The following is a 17,543-nucleotide window of genomic DNA, read 5'->3' as shown; positions in this document are numbered from 1 at the left end:
GTATCATGCCAGAGTGCGCTATGAACTTCCCGACCTTGGCAACAGGAGAGTCCCGCCTTGAAACGCCTGCCACTGCTGGCCATCGTAACCGCGCTGGCCAGCCTCCTGCCGCTGATCGGCTGTACATGCGCGATCGTGTTCCTGACACCGCAATACACCCCACGCCTGCTTACGGCGGCAGTGGGGTATGGCGCGGTCATGCTGTCCTTTCTGGGGGCGGTGCACTGGGGGCTGGCGCTGGAACGGCCCGACATCATCCCCGCCGGGGGGCTTGGCCGCCTGACCAACATGCGCCTGAGCCTTGGCGGCGTACCGGCCTTTATCGGCTGGGTGGGCCTGTGCGCGGCCACCGTGCATGAACTGGCGGGGCTGTTGATCCTGATCGTGGGCTTTGGTGCCACCGCCGTGGCCGAGCGCATGGCGTGGAAGCGCGGCGCGATGCCACGCGGCTACATGACATTGCAGTGGTTCGTCATCTGCCTGGCCGAGGTCTGTTTTCTGGCCATCCTCGCGGCCTGCCTGGGCATGCGCCCGGGGCACTGACCCGCCATATCCCACGCAATAAAAAACCCGGCATGACTGGCATGCCGGGTTTTTTTCGTTCAGCTCAGGTGTGCCTAGCTGTTCTGGAGCGCGCGCAGCACATCCGCCGGGCGCACCGGCATGTGCCGCAGGCGCACGCCCACCGCGTTGAAGATGGCGTTGCCAATCGCGGGGCCAACCACCGTCGTTCCCGGCTCACCAAGGCCCATCGGCTTTTCGGTGCTGGGCAGGAACTCGATGTCCATTTCCGGCGTGTCGGCAATGCGCAGCGGCGTGTAGGTGTTCAGGTTGCGATCAACCGGCAGGCCGTTCACGATTTCCGTATTTTCAAACAGAACCATGCTCAGCCCCCACAGCGCCGCGCCCTCCGTCTGGGCCTTCGCCCCGTCGGGGTCCACAACTGTCCCGGCATCGACCACAATGGTCAGCTTCTCGCACCGTACCACGCCGGTCTTGCGGTCAACATGGACCTGCGCACAGCAGGCGATCCATGTCGGCATGCCGCGTTCCTGACCCGCCGTAGTGGCCAGCCCCAGCGCGGTGTCCTTGGGCAGGGTGGCCTTGCCCCAGTTCACCTTTTCCATGAGCCGACGCACGACAGCAGCCTGACGCAGCGCACCGCCCACGGAATCCGGGGCCTGCCCCTTGTTACGGCCCTGTGCCGTCAGCAGTTCCAGACGGAACTGGGCCGGGTCCTTCTTCTGGCGATGGGCAACTTCATCAAGGAAGCATTCCACACCCCAGCTGGTCCAGCCGGGACTGACCGAGCGCAGCCAGCCGGGACGGAAGGTCTTTTCCGCCAGATCGTTGCGCAGCGCGCGCACGCGGAAGGAACCGACCTCGTACCAATGGTCACCACCCGCGATGGCGAACTGGTCATAGGGCTTGTCATCCACGCCCTTTTCCATGAAGGCCGCGGCCATCACGCCAGTCGGCCACCCGGCAGCCGCCTGATAATCCATGGCGGTGATCCGGTCGCTGCCGTCAAACGCCATGCGGACACGCTGGACCGACGGGGAGCGGAAGGAATCGAACTGCATGTCATCCGAACGGGTCAGGATCAGCTTGACCGGCTTGCCCCCCAGCGCCTTGGACGCAAGGGCGGCAGGGATCATGTAGTCCCCGTTCAGGCGGCGGCCAAAACCACCACCCAGCAGGTAGCTGCGCAGGATGACCTTGGATTCCGGCACATCCAGCGCCTTGGCCAGCGTGGGCAGGATCAGGCTCTGCCACTGATTGCCGGCATGGATTTCGTAAACACCATCCTTTTCAAAGGCGAGGGCATTGGTCGGCTCAAGCTGGTAATGCAGCACGGACGCACAGGTATATTCCTGGTCCATGACCGTATGCGCGCTGGAGAACGCCTGATCCACGCCATCATCATTGAAGATATAGACGCCGCCTTCGCGGTTGTTGATCAGCGCGCGGCCACGGTCCTGAATGTCGCGTTCGGACACATGCGCGGTCTCGCCGGGGGTCCAGTCCACTTTCAGCGCATCCGCCGCGCGGATGGCGGCGCTGTAGCTGCTGGCCAGCACCACGACCCAGCCCTGCACCGTCTCGGACGGGTCCTCGATCAGCAGGTAACGGACATATCCCTTGATCTTGCGGGCTTCCGTATCATCAACCGAACGGACCTTTGACCCGTAGCGGGTGGGCGGCATCTTGGGGCGGGCATACAGCATGCCCTCCACCTTGGCGTCGATGCCATAGATGGCCGTGCCGTTGGTCTTGGCCGGAATGTCCAGCGCCTTGAGTTCGGCATTGCCGATCAGCCTGCGCTCGCTTGCGGGCTTGAGCGGCAGCTTGGCCATTTCATCGGGCGTGAAGGTATGGGACGGATGCCCCTTGGCCACGATGTCACCAAAGCTGATCTGCTTGTTGCCAGCACTGACAATGCTGTTGCTGACCGTGCACCTGTCGGGCGTGGTGCCCAGCAGGCGGGCCGCTTCCTCAACCAGTGCCGTGCGCGTCGCCGCGCCAGCCTGGCGGAAGATGTCCCACGTCATCCATACCGACCAGCTTCCGCCGGTGACCATCAGGCCCCATTTGGGGTCGGTATCGACATAGTTGATGCGGACCTTGCTCCAGTCGGCTTCCATCTCGTCAGCAATGATCCGGGCGAGGGCGGTGCCGATATGCTGGCCCATTTCCGCGCGGATGATGTTGACCGTGATCTCCCCATCCGGGGCGATGCCGCACCAGATGGTCGGCTCGAACGCGCCATCTCCGGGCAGCGCGGCCTCGATCGGGAAAATCTGGTTGGCGGAAGCCGGACGCGCGAAGCCGAACATGACCCCCGCGCCCAGCGAGGTGACAAGGAAACCACGACGGGACAGGCTGGCCTGCTCGCGGCGTCCGTCCTTACCCAGTCGGAAGCGGTTCAATCTACCCATTTGATGCATCTCCGCGTGCGTTGGCAGCGGCCTTCTTGATGGCCTCCCGAATGCGGACATAGGTCATGCAACGGCACAGGCTGCCCGCCATGACGGCATCAATTTCCTCATCCGTGGGAGAGGGGTAATCCTTCAGCAGGCTGATGGCCTGCATGATCTGGCCGGACTGGCAGTAACCGCACTGCGGCACCTGCAGATCACGCCATGCCTGCTGGACCGGGTGGTTGCCCTCCGGGTCGATCCCTTCGATGGTGGTGATGTCGGCACCCTCGGCGGCGCTGACGGGTGTGACACACGAGCGCGTGGCCCGGCCACCGATATGCACGGTGCAGGCACCGCACATGCCGATGCCACAGCCGAACTTCGTTCCGGTCAGTCCCACTTCATCGCGAATGACCCACAGCAGGGGGGTATCAGCCGGTACGTCAACGGTTACGTCGCGTCCATTGAGGCGAAAGGTCGTCATGTTCTAGCTCCGTCTTTCAGCTCAATGGGACGACGCGACAGGCGGGGCGGGCAGGGTCTTGCGCACCTCGGCCGCCTTCTTTTCCAGATCGGTCCACGGCGGCAGGGTCGTGCGCGTGGCGCGCAGGTAGGCCGCGAGGCGGGCCAGATCCGCATCGGACAGGGAATGGTAGAAACTGGGCATGGAAACTGTGGAAATACCTTCTGTCGTGCCGATGCCGCGCAGGATGACCTGATACAGGTTGGTCGGCTCATCCAGCCACAGCGCATTGTTCAGGGCCAGTTCGGGGCGGCCTTCAACCGGCTGCGGTCCCGCATTGGCGTGGCAGGCGGCGCAGGCCCCGGCGTAAAGCCGCGCATTGGGGTTGGTCTGCGGCCCGACCAGATCCTTCATGGATGCATCCATGGCCCATGCAATGGCCTTGGGATCCTGGCTGACACGGCTGGAGGCGTGGTCGATATCGGCCAGGTAATGCGCGATGGCATGCACGTCGGATTCAGGCATCTCGCTCAGGCCACCGTGCACCACGGGCGACATCGGGCCGGCCGCGCTGCCATGCAGCGGGGCGGAGCCATAGCGCAGGTACTTAAAGAACTCGTCCTCGGTCCAGACCTCGGGAGTCGGGTTGTGCGCGTTGAGCGGCGGGGCGATCCAGTTGTCAACAGCCGCGCCATCATACGGGGCGCTGGATTTTTCGGCGCCCATGGCGTTACGTGGGGTATGGCAGGCGGAGCAATGGCTCAGCCCTTCGGCCAGGTAGGCACCCCGGTTCCATTCGGCATCATGCGACTGGTCGTACTTCAGTTCCCCTTCATGCAGGAACAGCAGTTTCCAGCCCGCCTGTTCGAGGCGGATGTTGAACGGGAAGCCGACCGTGTTTTCACGCTTGACCGAATGGATGGGCTCACGCGTCATGAGGAAGGCATAGACATCATTGATGTCCTGATCCGTCATGTGCGTGAAGTGATCGAACGGGAAGGCCGGGAAAAGATGCGTGCCGTCACGTGACACGCCCTTGCGCATGGCGCGGCGGAAGGCGGCTTCCGACCAGCGGCCGATCCCCGTTTCCGGGTCAGGCGTGATGTTGGAGGAGAAGATGGCGCCAAAGGGCGTGTCCATCTTGTAGTCACCAGCCAGTTCGATACCGCGCTTGCCATCCGTGCGGGTATGACATTCGGCGCAGTAGCCGCCAGCGGCCAGCACGCGCCCATGCTCGATCTGGGCCGCCGTGAAGCTGGAGGGCGGCGGCGGTGCAATCGGCGCTATTGCCGGATACCACGCATAGGCCAGGAACCCGACGCCACCGGCGACACCGATCCCCACAATCGCTGTTGCAATACGTTTAATCACGATGTTCTCGCGGTTGTGAAAGTCATCATATCACCCCGTATAATCCGCCCCGTTCCGGTCCTGTATGACAGGAAACACAGCGGGCAGTACATCGTTGCACTGCCCGCGAAGCACCGGAACTGCCGCAAGTCGGGAACATCGGCGCTACGGCGGAAACTCAGTATTACTGTGTTCCTAATCAAGCCGTTCGGGCGCGCGTAAGGTGAAGTCTATGATAAGACTTATTCGGTTTTGCACTTAATGCCTGCGAAAGGCCGCAAAACCTTGAATAGCTGCGTTAAATACGCCTGATATCACAACCACATCTATATACGGATAAATATAGACATTAACGATATTGTCAAGCCGGGGAAGGAAAAAACCTTCCCCGGCTGGCCGGTTCAGTTCTGGTCCGGCAGGCTGTAGGCCACGATGTAGTCACCCAGCTTGGTGCCGAACGAGCCATGGCCACCATCTGCGGTCACGATGAACTGCTTGCCATCCACCGCATAGGTCATGGGGGTGGACTGGCCACCGGCGGGCAGGCGGTCCTGCCACAGTTCACGCCCGGTCGTCACGTCATAGGCGCGGATGTAATAATCCAGCGTCGAGGTCAGGAACGCGACGCCACCCGCCGTGGTCAGCGGACCGCCAAGGCTGGGCACACCCATCTTGATGGGCATGGGCAGCGGCGCGCTGTCACGGATGGTGCCGTTACGGTGCTGCCATACGATCTTGTTGGTGCGCAGGTCGATACCCGACATGTACCCCCACGCGGGCTGCTTGCACGGCAGGCCGAACGGCGAGAGGAACGGATGCAGGTCCACGCCATAGGGCGTGCCGAACTGCGGCTGCACGCCACTCTCGCTGCCCGAGGGCAGGGACTTGTCCGGTGTGGCCGGATTGTTCGGGCCGCGCGGGATCAGGCGCGATACGAACGGCAGGGCGATGGGGTTGGCAATCGCGATCTGGCGCTCGGGGTCCACGGCTAGGCCGCCCCATTCAAACATGCCAAGGTTGCCGGGGAACACGAGCGTGCCCTGCAGCGAAGGCGGCGTGAACGTGCCCTCGTAACGCAGGCGGTGGAACATGATGCGGCAGATGAGCTGGTCATACATCGTGCCACCCCACATATCCGCATCGGTCAGGTTCTTCTTGGGGCGGAACGTAAGGTCGGAGAAAGGCTGCGTGGGCGACAGATGATCGCCGGGCGCAGCCCCCTGCGGCACGGGGCGCTCGGGTGCGGGCACGACAAGCTGGCCGTTGCGGCGGTCAAGCACGAAGATGTTGCCGGTCTTGGCCGGGGCATACAGCGTGGGAATGACCTCACCCGCCGCGTTGCGGATATCGACCAGGCTGGGCTGGGCCGGAATGTCCATGTCCCACAGGTCATGGTGCACGGTCTGGTAGCTCCAGGCCAGTTTGCCGGTCGTGGCGTTTAGCGCCACGATGGAGCTGGCGTAGCGTTCGGAATCAGCATTCCGGTTGCCACCCCAGATATCAGGCGTCTGCACGCCCATGGGGATGTAAACCAGATCCAGCTTCGCATCATAGGAGGCCGTGATCCAGGAATTGGGCGAATTGGGTACGAAGCTGTGGTGTTCGGACGGCATCTCGTTCGGGTCGGGATTGCCGGGGTCGAACGCCCATTTCAGCGCGCCGGTATAGACATCGAACCCGCGCGTGACGCCGGACGGCTCATGCGTGGAATAGTTGTCGGTCACGGCGCCGGACACGACCACGGTCGTATCGGTCACCACCGGCGGGGATGTAGGTTCATAGAAGCCCGCGGTGCGGACCGTCATGCCTTCCTTCAGGTCCACCACGCCGTTCTGGCCAAAGGCGGCGCAGCGTTCGCCACTCTGGGCATCCAGCGCGAACAGGCGGCCGTCATTGGTGGGCAGCAGGATACGCTGCGCGCACTCGGTCGGGGCAGGGGTGCCATCCATCGTCAGCGCGCCCGGCTTCGTCTCATGATAGGAAACGCCACGGCAGGTCATGTGCTGGAAGGTCGGGTTGTATTCCAGCTTCGGATCGAATTTCCACCGCTGCTTGCCCGTCTTCGCATCCAGTGCGAACAGGATCTGGTGGGGCGAGCACAGGTAGAGCGTATCGCGGATCTTGATGGGCGTGACCTCATCAGTGATTTCCCCGGGATCGTTCGGACCGCGCAGGTCGCCGGTGCGGAAGGTCCATGCCACCTTCAGCTTGCTGACATTGCTGGCGTTGATCTGCCGGAGCGGGGAGAAACGATCCCCGAACTGGGTGCGGCCATAGGCCTGCCAGTCATCATCGGGCATCTGCCCCGCATCACCCGGCGTGGGCGCGTTCTGCGCCACGGGCGGCAGGCTGCCAGCAATATCCTGCGGGTCGCGCGTCATGGCCAGACCGACCACGACAACGGCGGCGGCAATCGCCCCCAGCAGCGGCACACGCGCGCCCATTCCCGCCGACTGCAGGTGGCGCGTGACCCACGGCAGTGCAAGCACGATGCCGATGGGTACGAGAATGTCGCCACGCGGCGCCAGCGCCCAGAAGTCCAGCCCGGCCTCATGCACGGCCCAGACCATCGTGCCCAGCAGGAGTACCGCATAGACCGTCAGCGCCGCCGCCTGGCGTCGCGCCAGCATGAACGCCGTGACCAGCAGCAGGGCACCTGCAACCGCGTAATAGAAAGATCCGCCAATCAGGCACAGCCACAGCCCGCCACCCAGCAGGTAGAGACCTGACAGGGCGCAGACGGCTATGGCCGCAGCGAGAAGGGGGGCCGAGCGTATGAGGCTATTCATAAGTTTTCCTGATTACAGAAATACGTTCCAAACATTCTTCTATGAATGAACGTGCGAGATGCAGTCAGGTCAACCCCATGTTTATGAATAAAGCGTGTAAATTATCGTAGGGTCGGGCGGACCACGCGCCCGACAGACCTGTTACGAACCCGCTATGACCTGCGCCAGCGTCGCGCGCGTGCCCCGGTCACGGATGGACTGGCGCAGACGGACGTAAGTCGCGACAAATCCGGGGTTGTCCTGCAGTTCCCACCCGGCGAAGGCGCTCATCTCCAGTGCGTCTTCCAGACGGGGCGAGGCCGCGTTCTTGCGGTCCTCATCCGTCAGGTGAGGTTCGACAATCGTGTAAGCCTGCCCCTGATCATCATGCCCGCGCAGGTATTCCGCATAACAGGCCACCACAAAGGCGATGCGCACCGCAGGGCGGTCATGCGCCAGCACGCCCATGGCCGTGCTCTTGATGAACATGGGCAGCTTTGACGTACTGTCCGATGCAATGCGCAGCAACTGGTCGCTAATCGCCCGGTTACGGAAGCGGTGCAGCAGGCGGCGGCCATATTCGGGCAGCGCCATGCCCGGCGGGGCCACCAGCAGCGGTTCCGCATCAAGGCCCAGATACTGCTCCACCAGCGTGACCTCGTTCAGGTCCGCCATGATCTCACTGACAATACGGTAGCCCGACAGCACGCCCGACAGCCCCAGCAGCGAGTGGGATGCATTGAGCATGTGCAGCTTCACCGCCTCATAGGGCTGGACGTTATCGGTGAACTGCACGCCCACGGCGTCGAGTTCCGGGCGTCCGGCGCAGAATTTATCCTCCACCACCCACTGGATGAAATCCTCGCAGAAGACGGGGATGCGGTCATCCAGCCCGCTTTCCGCATCAAGGCGGCGGACATCATCGGGGTGAACGGCGGGCGTGATGCGGTCAACCATGGTGCAGGGGAAGGTGACGTTTTCCTCGATCCACTGCGCAAGGCCCGCGTCACGCGCGCGCGCCCAGGTCAGGAACGCTGTGCGCGCCACATGGCCGTTCTGGGGCAGGTTGTCGCATGACAGGACCGTAAAGGGACCGGCACCACTCTCACGCCGCCTGCGCAGGGCCTCGGTCACGAGACCGAACACGGTGTGGGGGACATCGCGCTTCAGATCCTCGGCGATGACGGGATGATCAATGGGAAAGACCCCGTTTTCATCCACGTAATAACCGCCCTCGGTCACGGTCATGCTGACAATGCGGATTGCCGGGTCGGCCAGCCGCGCGATGGTGGCGGCACGGTCGGCAGGGGCGTACATATATTCGGTGATCGAGCCGATCACGCGCACCACGTTGGGCGCGTCCGGCGCGCATTCGGTCACCGAATACAGGCAGTCCTGCGCCGCCATGTCACGGGCCTTGGTGGCTTCGGCATCGTTTTCCATAAGGCCGATGCCCAGCAGCCCCCAGTCCGACTGGCCCGGACGCGCCAGCACGCGATCCATGTACACCGCCTGGTGGGCCCGGTGGAAATTGCCCACGCTGATATGTGCGATACCGGGCGTGACCTTGCCACGCTCATAGGCAGGCACCAAAATATCAGGGGGCAGGTGGCGCAGGGTCGTATTATTGATTGCGGTCATGACCAATTTCCATGGAAAGTATTTCCTGACGCGTAATCACAAACATACACCGGCACAACCCGTGAAAGGCACGTCCCTGCCGCAAGCCTGCCTCGGCGCTGGGCCAAAAATGACAGGCCCGCCATCCGTATGAGCGCCATTCGGTTTTCTAATACAAAAAACTGCCCTATGAACCGTTTCCACCGTTGCATGTCCGGTGTGCCGGTTCTGAAATGACGGCATGGGGCGTTTCCCGGTCGTATCTGTCGTTGGTAATGTATGCGTATCCTCTATCTCATAAATAGCCTGAACGGGGGCGGGGCCGAACGGCCGCTGCCGGCCATAATCGGGATGTTGCGCGCCTGCGGCCATGAAGTCCGGGTCGTGGCGCTGGCGCGCAAGGCGGGCAATGCCGTGGCCTGGCTGGACGCTGCCGGGATCGACTATCATGTGCTTGAAGAGCGCGACCCCGACCGCTTCGCCACGCTGCCGCAGCTCCTGCGCTACGTACGCGCCAACCGGCCGGACCTGTTGTGGACATCACTGACCCGCGCCACGCTGTACGGGCAGATGATCGGCGCGCTGCTGCGCATTCCGGTGGTAAGCTGGCAGCATAACGAGTTCCTCAAGCCCGCCAACCGCTTCCTGCTGCGCCAGACACGCAACCTGAGCGCGTTCTGGATTGCTGATTCGGATTTCGTGGCCCGCGTGACCGAACGCCAGCTTGGCATAGCGCCCGAGCGTATCCTGACATGGCCGCTGTTCGTGGCCAGCGCCGACAGCCCGGCCGCCACCCCGTGGAGCGGGCAGGCGGACCATATGTTCGAGATCGGCACGCTGGGCCGCCTTGAACCTGCAAAGAACATGGAACTGACCATCCGCGCGATGGGCGTGATCGCCCGGCGAATGCCCGAGGTGCGAATCCGCCTGTCCATCTGCGGCAGCGGGTCACTCATGCCCGGGCTGCGCAAGCTGGCGGACGAGCAGCAGGCGCACATCGTTTTCGAGGGATTCCAGCGCGACCCGCTGGAGTTCTGCCGCAAGCTGCATGTCTATGTTCAGTCCTCACGGTTCGAGGGACTGTGCATCGCGGTGCATGAGGCCATGCAGACCGGGCTGCCGGTCATCGCCACGCCCGTTGGGGCCATTCCCGACATCATCCGCAATGGGGAAAACGGCTTTCTCCTGCGCGATGCAACGCCCGATGCGCTGGCGGACCGGATACTCTATCTCTATGCCCGCCCCGAACTCTGCGCCCGTATCGGGCACGAGGCACGCAACGACATCCTCCGGCGCTACAGCCCTGAAAGGGTGCGCGAAAAGGCCATGGCCATCATCCGCCGCGCTGAATCACTGGTGCGCCCACGCCGCGGCTAAGGGCGAGGCCGCGCGCATACCCCTTCCGGTAACGGGGTACGATCAGGTAGAAGGGGGCGTGAATACGATCCAGAATCCCCCCCCGGAGTCCGCACAGAAGGACTCGCTTCTCGGTGTGTCGCAGCGCATGCCGCCTGCCAACATACAGGCGGAGCAGGCGCTGCTGGGCGCGCTGCTGACCAATAACCGCGCCTATGACCGTGTATCGGACTTCCTGACCGGCGCGCATTTTGCCGATGAAACCAATGGCCGCATCTATGACGCCATTTCCCGCCGGATCGAGGCCGGGCAACTGGCCGACCCGGTCACATTGCGGGCGGAGTTTGAAAACACCGGCGTACTGGATGCTGTAGGGGGCACGAGCTATCTGGCCCGGCTGCTCTCATCCATGGTCGGCATCATCAACGCCGCTGATTATGGCCGGGTGATCCATGATGCGTGGATACGGCGGCAGTTGATCGACATCGGGCAGGATGTGGTCAACAACGCCTTTGGCGCACGGCCCGACCTTGACGGCCCCGACCAGATCGCCGCGAGCGAGGAAGCGCTATTCCGCCTTGCAACGGAGAAGGGGCAGGATGGCGGCTTCCTGTCCTTTGACCGTGCGCTGGCCGAGGCGCTGGACATCGCGCACCAGGCGTTCAACCGCTCGGGCGATGTGGTTGGCCTGACCACGGGGCTGCGGGATCTGGACAAGAAAACCGGCGGGCTGCACCCGTCGGACCTGCTGATCCTGGCCGGGCGACCGGCCATGGGCAAGACCGCGCTGGCCACCAAGATCGCATTCTCCGCCGCGCGCGCCCTGATGGAGGAAGCCCGCAACGCGCCGGACGACAACAAGCCCAAAGGCTCCGTCGCCGTTTTCTCGCTTGAAATGTCGGCCGAGCAGTTGGCCACGCGTATCCTGTCCGAGCAGGCCAGCGTATCGGGTGAGAAAATCCGCCGTGGCGACCTGGGGCAGAAGGAATTCGACCGCTTTGTGCAGGTCAGCCGGGAACTGGCGCAACTGCCGCTGCATATTGACGATACGCCAGCCATCTCGCTCTCGGCCATGCGTACGCGCTGCCGCAGGCTGGCGCGCACGAAGGGGCTGAGCCTGGTGGTGGTCGATTACCTCCAGCTCATGCGGCCATCGGTGGGAAGCCGGGCGGAAAACCGCGTGCTGGAAATTTCCATGATCACGCAGGGCCTCAAGGCGCTGGCCAAGGAACTGTCGGTCCCGGTCATCGCGCTGTCACAGCTTTCGCGCCAGGTGGAGAGCAGGGAAGACAAGCGCCCCATGCTGTCGGACCTGCGTGAATCCGGCTCGATCGAGCAGGACGCGGATGCGGTCATGTTCGTCTATCGTGACCAGTATTACCTCCAGCAGCGCCAGCCCAAGGAAACCTCGTACGATTCAACGGACAAGTACCAGACCGCGATGGAGGAATGGCAACGCAAGATGGATCTTGCCCATAACCGCGCGGAACTGATTCTGGAAAAGCAGCGCCACGGACCGACAGGGACGGTGCATCTGTTCTTCGAAGGCGAGTTCACGCGCTTTGCCGATCTCGACATGGTGCATGACGTCTGATTGCACGATCCGGGCCTGACGGGGCGGTTACACAAAACCTGTAAGTTACATGTGGCAGGGGATCAGGCCCGTGGCGCAATGGCCACGGTGCCTGAAACCCGTTTTCTGGCCCATGGTATTGTGCAGGAACCTGCACAGCGATGTGGGAAAAAGCGGGAGCGGGAAAGCGGGTCAGGCGTCCCCTCTCACGCACATCCAAAAGTTTTATAAGAAATATTATGCCAACAAATATGGAGCCGGGCATGTCTGGCCGCTGTTAAACCCGATATCTGGCCCGCATATCATTTCCACGCACCATCATGGCCAAACTCGCCGGTATCCGGCATCATCACGTCATGACTGATACGGCGCTCGCATCCATCTCCGGTTTTGCCTTTTCCGGTATCGAAGCCGTTCCTGTCAAAGTCGAGGTCCAGCTTGCCGTGGGCCTGCCGTCATTCCTGATCGTCGGCCTGCCGGACAAGGCCGTCAATGAATCGCGTGAGCGCGTGCGCGCGGCCCTGTCCGCCATGGGTCTGGCACTGCCCGCCAAGCGCATCGTGGTCAATCTGGTGCCCGCCGACCTGATGAAGGAAGGCTCGCATTTCGATCTGCCCATCGCCCTGGCGCTGCTCATGGTCATGGGGCTGCTTCCGGGTGACCTGACGCAGCGTTACGCGGCGCTGGGCGAACTCTCGCTTGATGGCGGCGTTAATCCGGTCCGTGGCGTGCTGCCCGCGGCCATGACGGCGGCGGCGCAGTCACTGGGGCTGATCTGCCCGGCAACTCAGGGTGTCGAGGCCCGCTGGGCCAGTGACGAGATGGATATCCTTGCCGTTCCCTCCCTGCCCGCACTCCTCAACCATTTCCGTGGCCAGCAGATCATCGAGCCGGTTGAACTGCCGCCCCACATCATACCCGACCTGACCGCCCTGCCCGACCTGGCGGATATTCGTGGCATGGAAACCGGCCGCCGCGCGCTGGAAATTGCCGCCGCCGGACGCCACTCGCTCCTGATGGTTGGCCCGCCCGGCGCAGGAAAATCCATGCTGGCCGCACGCCTGCCGGGCATATTGCCTGACCTGACCACGGCGGAAATGCTGGAAATAAGCCGGATTCACAGCATTGGCGGATTGCTGGAAAATGGACAGCCCGTCCATCGTCCCCCTTTCCGTGATCCGCACCATTCCAGCAGTCCGGCAGCCCTGAGCGGTGGCGGTGCCCGCGCGCGGCCCGGCGAGGTCAGCCTTGCGCACCGTGGCGTGCTGTTTCTGGATGAACTGCCTGAATTCGCCCGCTCCGCGCTGGAGATCCTGCGCCAGCCAATGGAAACCGGCACCATATCCATCGCCCGCGCCGCCGCCCATGTCACCTACCCTGCCCGCTTCCAGCTTGTTGCCGCGATGAACCCGTGCAAATGCGGTTATCTGGGTGATGCGGCGCAGGAATGTCGCAAGGCTCCGCGCTGTGGGGAGGATTATCAGGCCCGCCTGTCCGGTCCGCTGCTGGACCGGCTGGATATGGCGGTGCACGTTGAACCCATGCCCCTGGCCCGTATTGCCGAACTTCAGGGTGGTGAATCGAGTGCCATCGTGGCGCAGCGGGTCATGGCGGCGGTGGAGCGGCAGCGTGCGCGACAGGGTGCGCTGCGCAATGCGGAAGCCCCGATCGATGCCTTCCGCATAACTGATCAGGCCCGTGACTTTGCCGTGCAGGCTGCTGAAAAACTGCGCCTTTCCGCCCGTGGCTTCACCCGCCTGCTGCGCGTGGCCCGCACCATAGCCGACCTGTCCGCCGCACAGGACGTGGAACGGGGCCATATTGCCGAGGCCCTGGCCTACCGCCTGCGCCGCCCGGGTGGAAAATAGCGTGAAAGACGAATTTTTCCCCCTTGCGCCCCCCGCGCTGCTGGACTAATAAGACCCCACCGAAGCGGATGGGTGCGTAGCTCAGCGGTAGAGCATCGCCTTCACACGGCGGGGGTCACAGGTTCAATCCCTGTCGCACCCACCATCCGGCCTCCCCCTTTATAAAAATCTGTTTGCGCCAAAGCCCGCGCCTGCTGTCCCGCTTTTACGCCGGGACCTGCCCGAGCGCATCGCGGCACCGGACATAGGACAGCTTGTCCTGAAACAGGAACAGCACATAGTAATCCAGCGTCCGCCGCCGCTTGCGGGTGGGATTGGTGTAGAACGGAAATACGTCGAACGGGCCGTCATACCCCTCCGGCACCGGGTCTGACGCGCTTATGCAGCGGATACGGAACAGCGGCGCATAGACCGTGGCATCCGAATCCGTGCGCCGCACGTGAAAGAGGTTCCGGCGGAATTTGCGCAGCCGGTCAGGCAGAACGAAAATCATGTTCTGCTCGATGAAATTGCCCGGCGGATTACGGTCGCGCAGGTATTTCATGTCCTCGGGCATGTCACAGAAAAAATTGGTGTCCTGTACGATCATGGCGCATCCGGGCTCCGTTTGACTGGCGGGGCGATGGTGCCCGCGGGGGCTGGCATATATGTCCCGTTCGGCATGTCAGCACGCATGATCAGAATCCGAACATGTGATCGACCGAAAAACGGCCATCCTGCCCCATCATGCGGCCGTGGTAGCCAAACAGGCGGCATGTCGTGTCACGGATGATGACATAGGCACCCTCACCCGCGCGCAGCAAGGCTGCCTCCCCGAATATCCTGTGGGGCCAGATCGCACGGGAGCCTGACTGGGGCACGGTGACCTTTTCCTGTGCAACCACCGTGCCATCGGCCGCATGCAGGTAGAGCGACGTATCCGAACATGGCCGCCATGATGCGGAGGACGGGTAGATAAGGGTGCAGAAGCTGAACGGTTCGGCAATCGCCGCCGTCAGGAACAGCCGGGTGGACAGCCCCGGTGGCGGGCCGACATAGGATTGCGGCTCACCACGATAGGTCATGACGGTATTGAATATATGCGCACCGAAGCTGGTTTCGGCCACGTGCCCGGTCCTGCGGTCCTCATACCGGATCAGGGCATGCAGCCAGCCATCGGCCTGCCCGCCATCGCGGAAGTCATAGACCAGTTCCCCATGCCCCTCCGCCGCCATGAGTTCACTGACATCGCACACCGTGGCGTGGTCGCGCGGCAGGCGGCCCATGAAGTGCAATCCGGCCCCTTTCCCCTCCGCATCGAAGCAGTCTATCCGCACCGGCAGGTCATCAAGGTTTTCAGCCATGGGGGCTGGCAGGACGAGCGTGCGGTAGCGCGCGGGGTCCGGCACCGGAAATGGCAGCAGGTAACCCCGCCCGAAAAACCGCGAATCCAGCTTTTCAATGCCGGGGTCAGGCCGCAGGTCGGCACGCTCCACGTTCAGGTGCGCGATACGGGTGCGGTGGCGCTGCGTAATTTCGTAGCGCGGGCGCACGACATGGCCACCGGCACGCAGTTCAATCTGCTCGGGCCATGCCAGATCGGGCATGATGTCGCCCATATGCACGGCCACGGTCTCGTAGGGCGCAAGGGCGCGGGCAATGGGGATGTGCCGCTCGCTTCCCATGCGGTTGAGGCTCATGTCACCGGACGCCACGGGCAGGGCGTGACTGTTCTGGAGCCAGAGCACCACGTCCTCCCCCAGGCCGGGCGCAGGCAGGTTGGCGTAACGCGCGGCAGGCCAGGCATTGGCGTCATGCGTGACCGACAGGCTGGGGTTATCCCCCCGCCCGCGCGTTTCCAGCGCGTATTTGACCACGTCGTGCCCGGCGATTCCCATCGCATGGATGAACAGTTGCCCCGTGAATTCAGGCAGGCCGAAGCGCTGGCGTATCTCCGCGCTGTCAAGGATGATGGCCTGCCCCGCGCGCGGAACCGCCTCCTCCCACGTATGCAGCACCTGCCCGGCCTGATCGTACAGCCGCAGCCAGAAGCGCACGTTGTCCGCGCCGTAACGTGACCAGTAATTGGCCGAGACCAGCCGGGTGGAAAATTCCGCCGTATCACGGAAAAAAGCGAGGTTGGTGGCGAAATTCAGCCCGTCGAGATAGTCATGCGCGACCGACAGCATGTTCCCGGGCAGGCGCACCTCCGCCAGCGTGCGCAGCCTGCCGCCCGCGGGTAACAGGTCCGACAGCCGGTTTTCCATAACCCCGTGGCGGAAATCCAGCGCCCATACGGTTTTTGCCGGGGTACGCGGCAGATCGGCCAGCGCCAGCAGGGTCATGTCGCCACATGGTTGCCCGACCCGAAGCGAATCATGGGTGTACACGCCAGCCACCGCAATGCGGGCAGGCAGCAGCGCCAGTGCGGTCTGCGCGATCCCGTGCGGGTCATAGATCGCAACCGGACCACCCTGCGCAAGATCGGCTGCCAGAAGGGCAAGTTTTTCCGCTGCCCATGGGTGGGTCAGGGCCTTGTAGGCCATATTGCCGCCAGCCTGCGGATCAAAGGTTCGAATACCGAGCATGAGGCCAGTTCTATTCCACTCTCCGCCCAAGGGGGAGCGTTATTGTATCATTACCCGGCCCCAAGGCACTGCCGCACCGCCTCGGCCGCGATTTCGGTATCATCCAGCGGGGTGACGGGCCATGTTTCCAGCCGCCCGGCAAAGGGGCGGATACGGCCCGCCTGCGTCAGGTCATGCAGGAAATGCCCGATACGCCGCGACCTGCCCGGCAGGGCCGCCACCATGACCGGCGCGGCCGTCGCCACCGCTTCCGACACCATGGACACGCTATCCATCGTCACCACAATGGCATCCGCGCAGGCCAGCAGGCCGAGATAGGGGTTGGGGCCGGTCTGGTCCCATATCCACGCCCCCGCCCCGTCCAGCGCGTGGTGCAGTTCCGCACAGACCGCCGGGTCAGTCCGGCGGGATGGCGTCAGCGCCAGCCCCACGCGGTCACGGCGCATCATGGTGGCCAGTTGCCCTGCAAGGGTCGCCCCCTCCGCCTGTCCCAGCCGGAAGCGGCCATTACCGCCCCCCACCAGCACCGCCACCAGCGGCCGGGGCAGATGGGCAAGCCGGGGCGCCCATTCCTGCCGCGCCTGTTCAAGCACATGCGCTGTCACGCCATGCAGTGCGGTGCGGGTCAGCACCACATTGGGGCCGGAAATCTGGTCATGGCGGTTGGCAATGACCAGATCGAACCGCGCGGGCGACAGGCGGGGGTTCTGCACCTGTATGACACGCGCGCCCTGCCGCCGCAGCGCCGCCCCCACCGCGCCCCCGCTCCCACCGATGCTGATGACGGGATGGTCCCGGTAATCAGCGGGCAGATCCAGTGGTTCCACCGCGCGAAGCGGCGCAGGCCACCATGCGGCGGGCATGCGTCGCCACAGCCCACGGGGAACCAGCGCGTGCAGGTGGGGTTCCAGCCCGGCACGGCGCGCCAGCCCGAAGGTCTGGGAACGCATGCCGGCAAGGTCTGCGGCGATCACGGTCGCGGGGGCCGGGGAATGGGTCATCCGCCCATCTGGCGGGGGGATAAGGCATGCGTCAATGCCCTCGCCCCTTTTGTCCA

The 17,543-nt window shown here is 63.7% G+C and carries 12 protein-coding genes and 1 tRNA gene; 5 read left to right on the top strand and 8 right to left on the bottom strand.

Features of this window, described 5'->3' with window-relative positions:
- Positions 1–57: 57 nt before the first annotated feature.
- Complete coding sequence (locus DY926_RS05560) at positions 58–543, top strand: DUF3429 domain-containing protein (RefSeq protein WP_116702453.1); 486 nt, start codon at positions 58–60, stop codon at positions 541–543.
- A 74-nt stretch (positions 544–617) separates the two neighbouring features.
- Here the strand turns inward: DY926_RS05560 and DY926_RS05555 are convergent, their stop codons facing one another.
- The 5 genes from DY926_RS05555 to DY926_RS05535 form a co-directional block, all read right to left on the bottom strand.
- On the bottom strand, positions 618–2,939 hold the full coding sequence (locus tag DY926_RS05555; protein ID WP_116702452.1) for a xanthine dehydrogenase family protein molybdopterin-binding subunit: 2,322 nt from the start codon (positions 2,937–2,939) through the stop codon (positions 618–620).
- Entirely contained in the window at positions 2,932–3,405 is a 474-nt protein-coding gene (locus tag DY926_RS05550) for a (2Fe-2S)-binding protein (protein ID WP_116702451.1), read from the bottom strand. The genes DY926_RS05555 and DY926_RS05550 overlap by 8 nt, the downstream gene beginning before the upstream one ends.
- Positions 3,406–3,426: 21 nt before the next feature.
- Complete coding sequence (locus DY926_RS05545) at positions 3,427–4,755, bottom strand: c-type cytochrome (RefSeq protein WP_116702450.1); 1,329 nt, start codon at positions 4,753–4,755, stop codon at positions 3,427–3,429.
- A gap of 380 nt (positions 4,756–5,135) precedes the next feature.
- Entirely contained in the window at positions 5,136–7,523 is a 2,388-nt protein-coding gene (locus DY926_RS05540; protein ID WP_116702449.1) for a glucose/quinate/shikimate family membrane-bound PQQ-dependent dehydrogenase, read from the bottom strand.
- Positions 7,524–7,664: 141 nt separating this feature from the next.
- Positions 7,665–9,143, bottom strand: a complete 1,479-nt coding sequence (locus DY926_RS05535) for a mannitol dehydrogenase family protein (protein ID WP_116702448.1) — start codon at positions 9,141–9,143, stop codon at positions 7,665–7,667.
- Positions 9,144–9,401: 258 nt separating this feature from the next.
- On the opposite strand from DY926_RS05535, the gene DY926_RS05530 reads away from it, so the two are divergent.
- The 4 genes from DY926_RS05530 to DY926_RS05515 all read left to right on the top strand — a co-directional run bounded on the left by DY926_RS05530 (position 9,402) and on the right by DY926_RS05515 (position 14,064).
- Complete coding sequence (locus DY926_RS05530) at positions 9,402–10,499, top strand: glycosyltransferase family 4 protein (RefSeq protein ID WP_116702447.1); 1,098 nt, start codon at positions 9,402–9,404, stop codon at positions 10,497–10,499.
- A gap of 58 nt (positions 10,500–10,557) precedes the next feature.
- A complete protein-coding gene (locus tag DY926_RS05525; RefSeq protein WP_116702446.1) occupies positions 10,558–12,072 on the top strand; it encodes a replicative DNA helicase in 1,515 nt (504 codons plus the stop codon).
- A gap of 335 nt (positions 12,073–12,407) precedes the next feature.
- Positions 12,408–13,919, top strand: coding sequence for a YifB family Mg chelatase-like AAA ATPase (locus DY926_RS05520; RefSeq protein WP_116702445.1), 1,512 nt, complete (start codon positions 12,408–12,410; stop codon positions 13,917–13,919).
- 70 nt (positions 13,920–13,989) lie between these two features.
- Positions 13,990–14,064 (top strand) — tRNA-Val (locus tag DY926_RS05515).
- Positions 14,065–14,124: 60 nt separating this feature from the next.
- Here DY926_RS05515 and DY926_RS05510 read toward each other — a convergent pair.
- From DY926_RS05510 to DY926_RS05500, 3 genes are all read right to left on the bottom strand, one after another.
- Complete coding sequence (locus tag DY926_RS05510; protein ID WP_116702444.1) at positions 14,125–14,508, bottom strand: hypothetical protein; 384 nt, start codon at positions 14,506–14,508, stop codon at positions 14,125–14,127.
- 88 nt (positions 14,509–14,596) lie between these two features.
- Positions 14,597–16,486, bottom strand: coding sequence for a hypothetical protein (locus DY926_RS05505; RefSeq protein ID WP_186336090.1), 1,890 nt, complete (start codon positions 16,484–16,486; stop codon positions 14,597–14,599).
- A 50-nt stretch (positions 16,487–16,536) separates the two neighbouring features.
- Positions 16,537–17,487 carry a mitochondrial fission ELM1 family protein gene (locus tag DY926_RS05500; protein WP_116702442.1) on the bottom strand — a complete coding sequence of 317 codons (951 nt, stop codon included), beginning with the start codon at positions 17,485–17,487 and terminating at the stop codon, positions 16,537–16,539.
- Between the last annotated feature and the right edge of the window lie 56 nt (positions 17,488–17,543).

It is taken from the genome of Komagataeibacter melaceti, assembly GCF_003403295.1.
GTDB classification, from domain to species: Bacteria; Pseudomonadota; Alphaproteobacteria; order Acetobacterales; family Acetobacteraceae; genus Komagataeibacter; species Komagataeibacter melaceti.
This window is presented reverse-complemented; position numbering and strand designations above follow the sequence as displayed.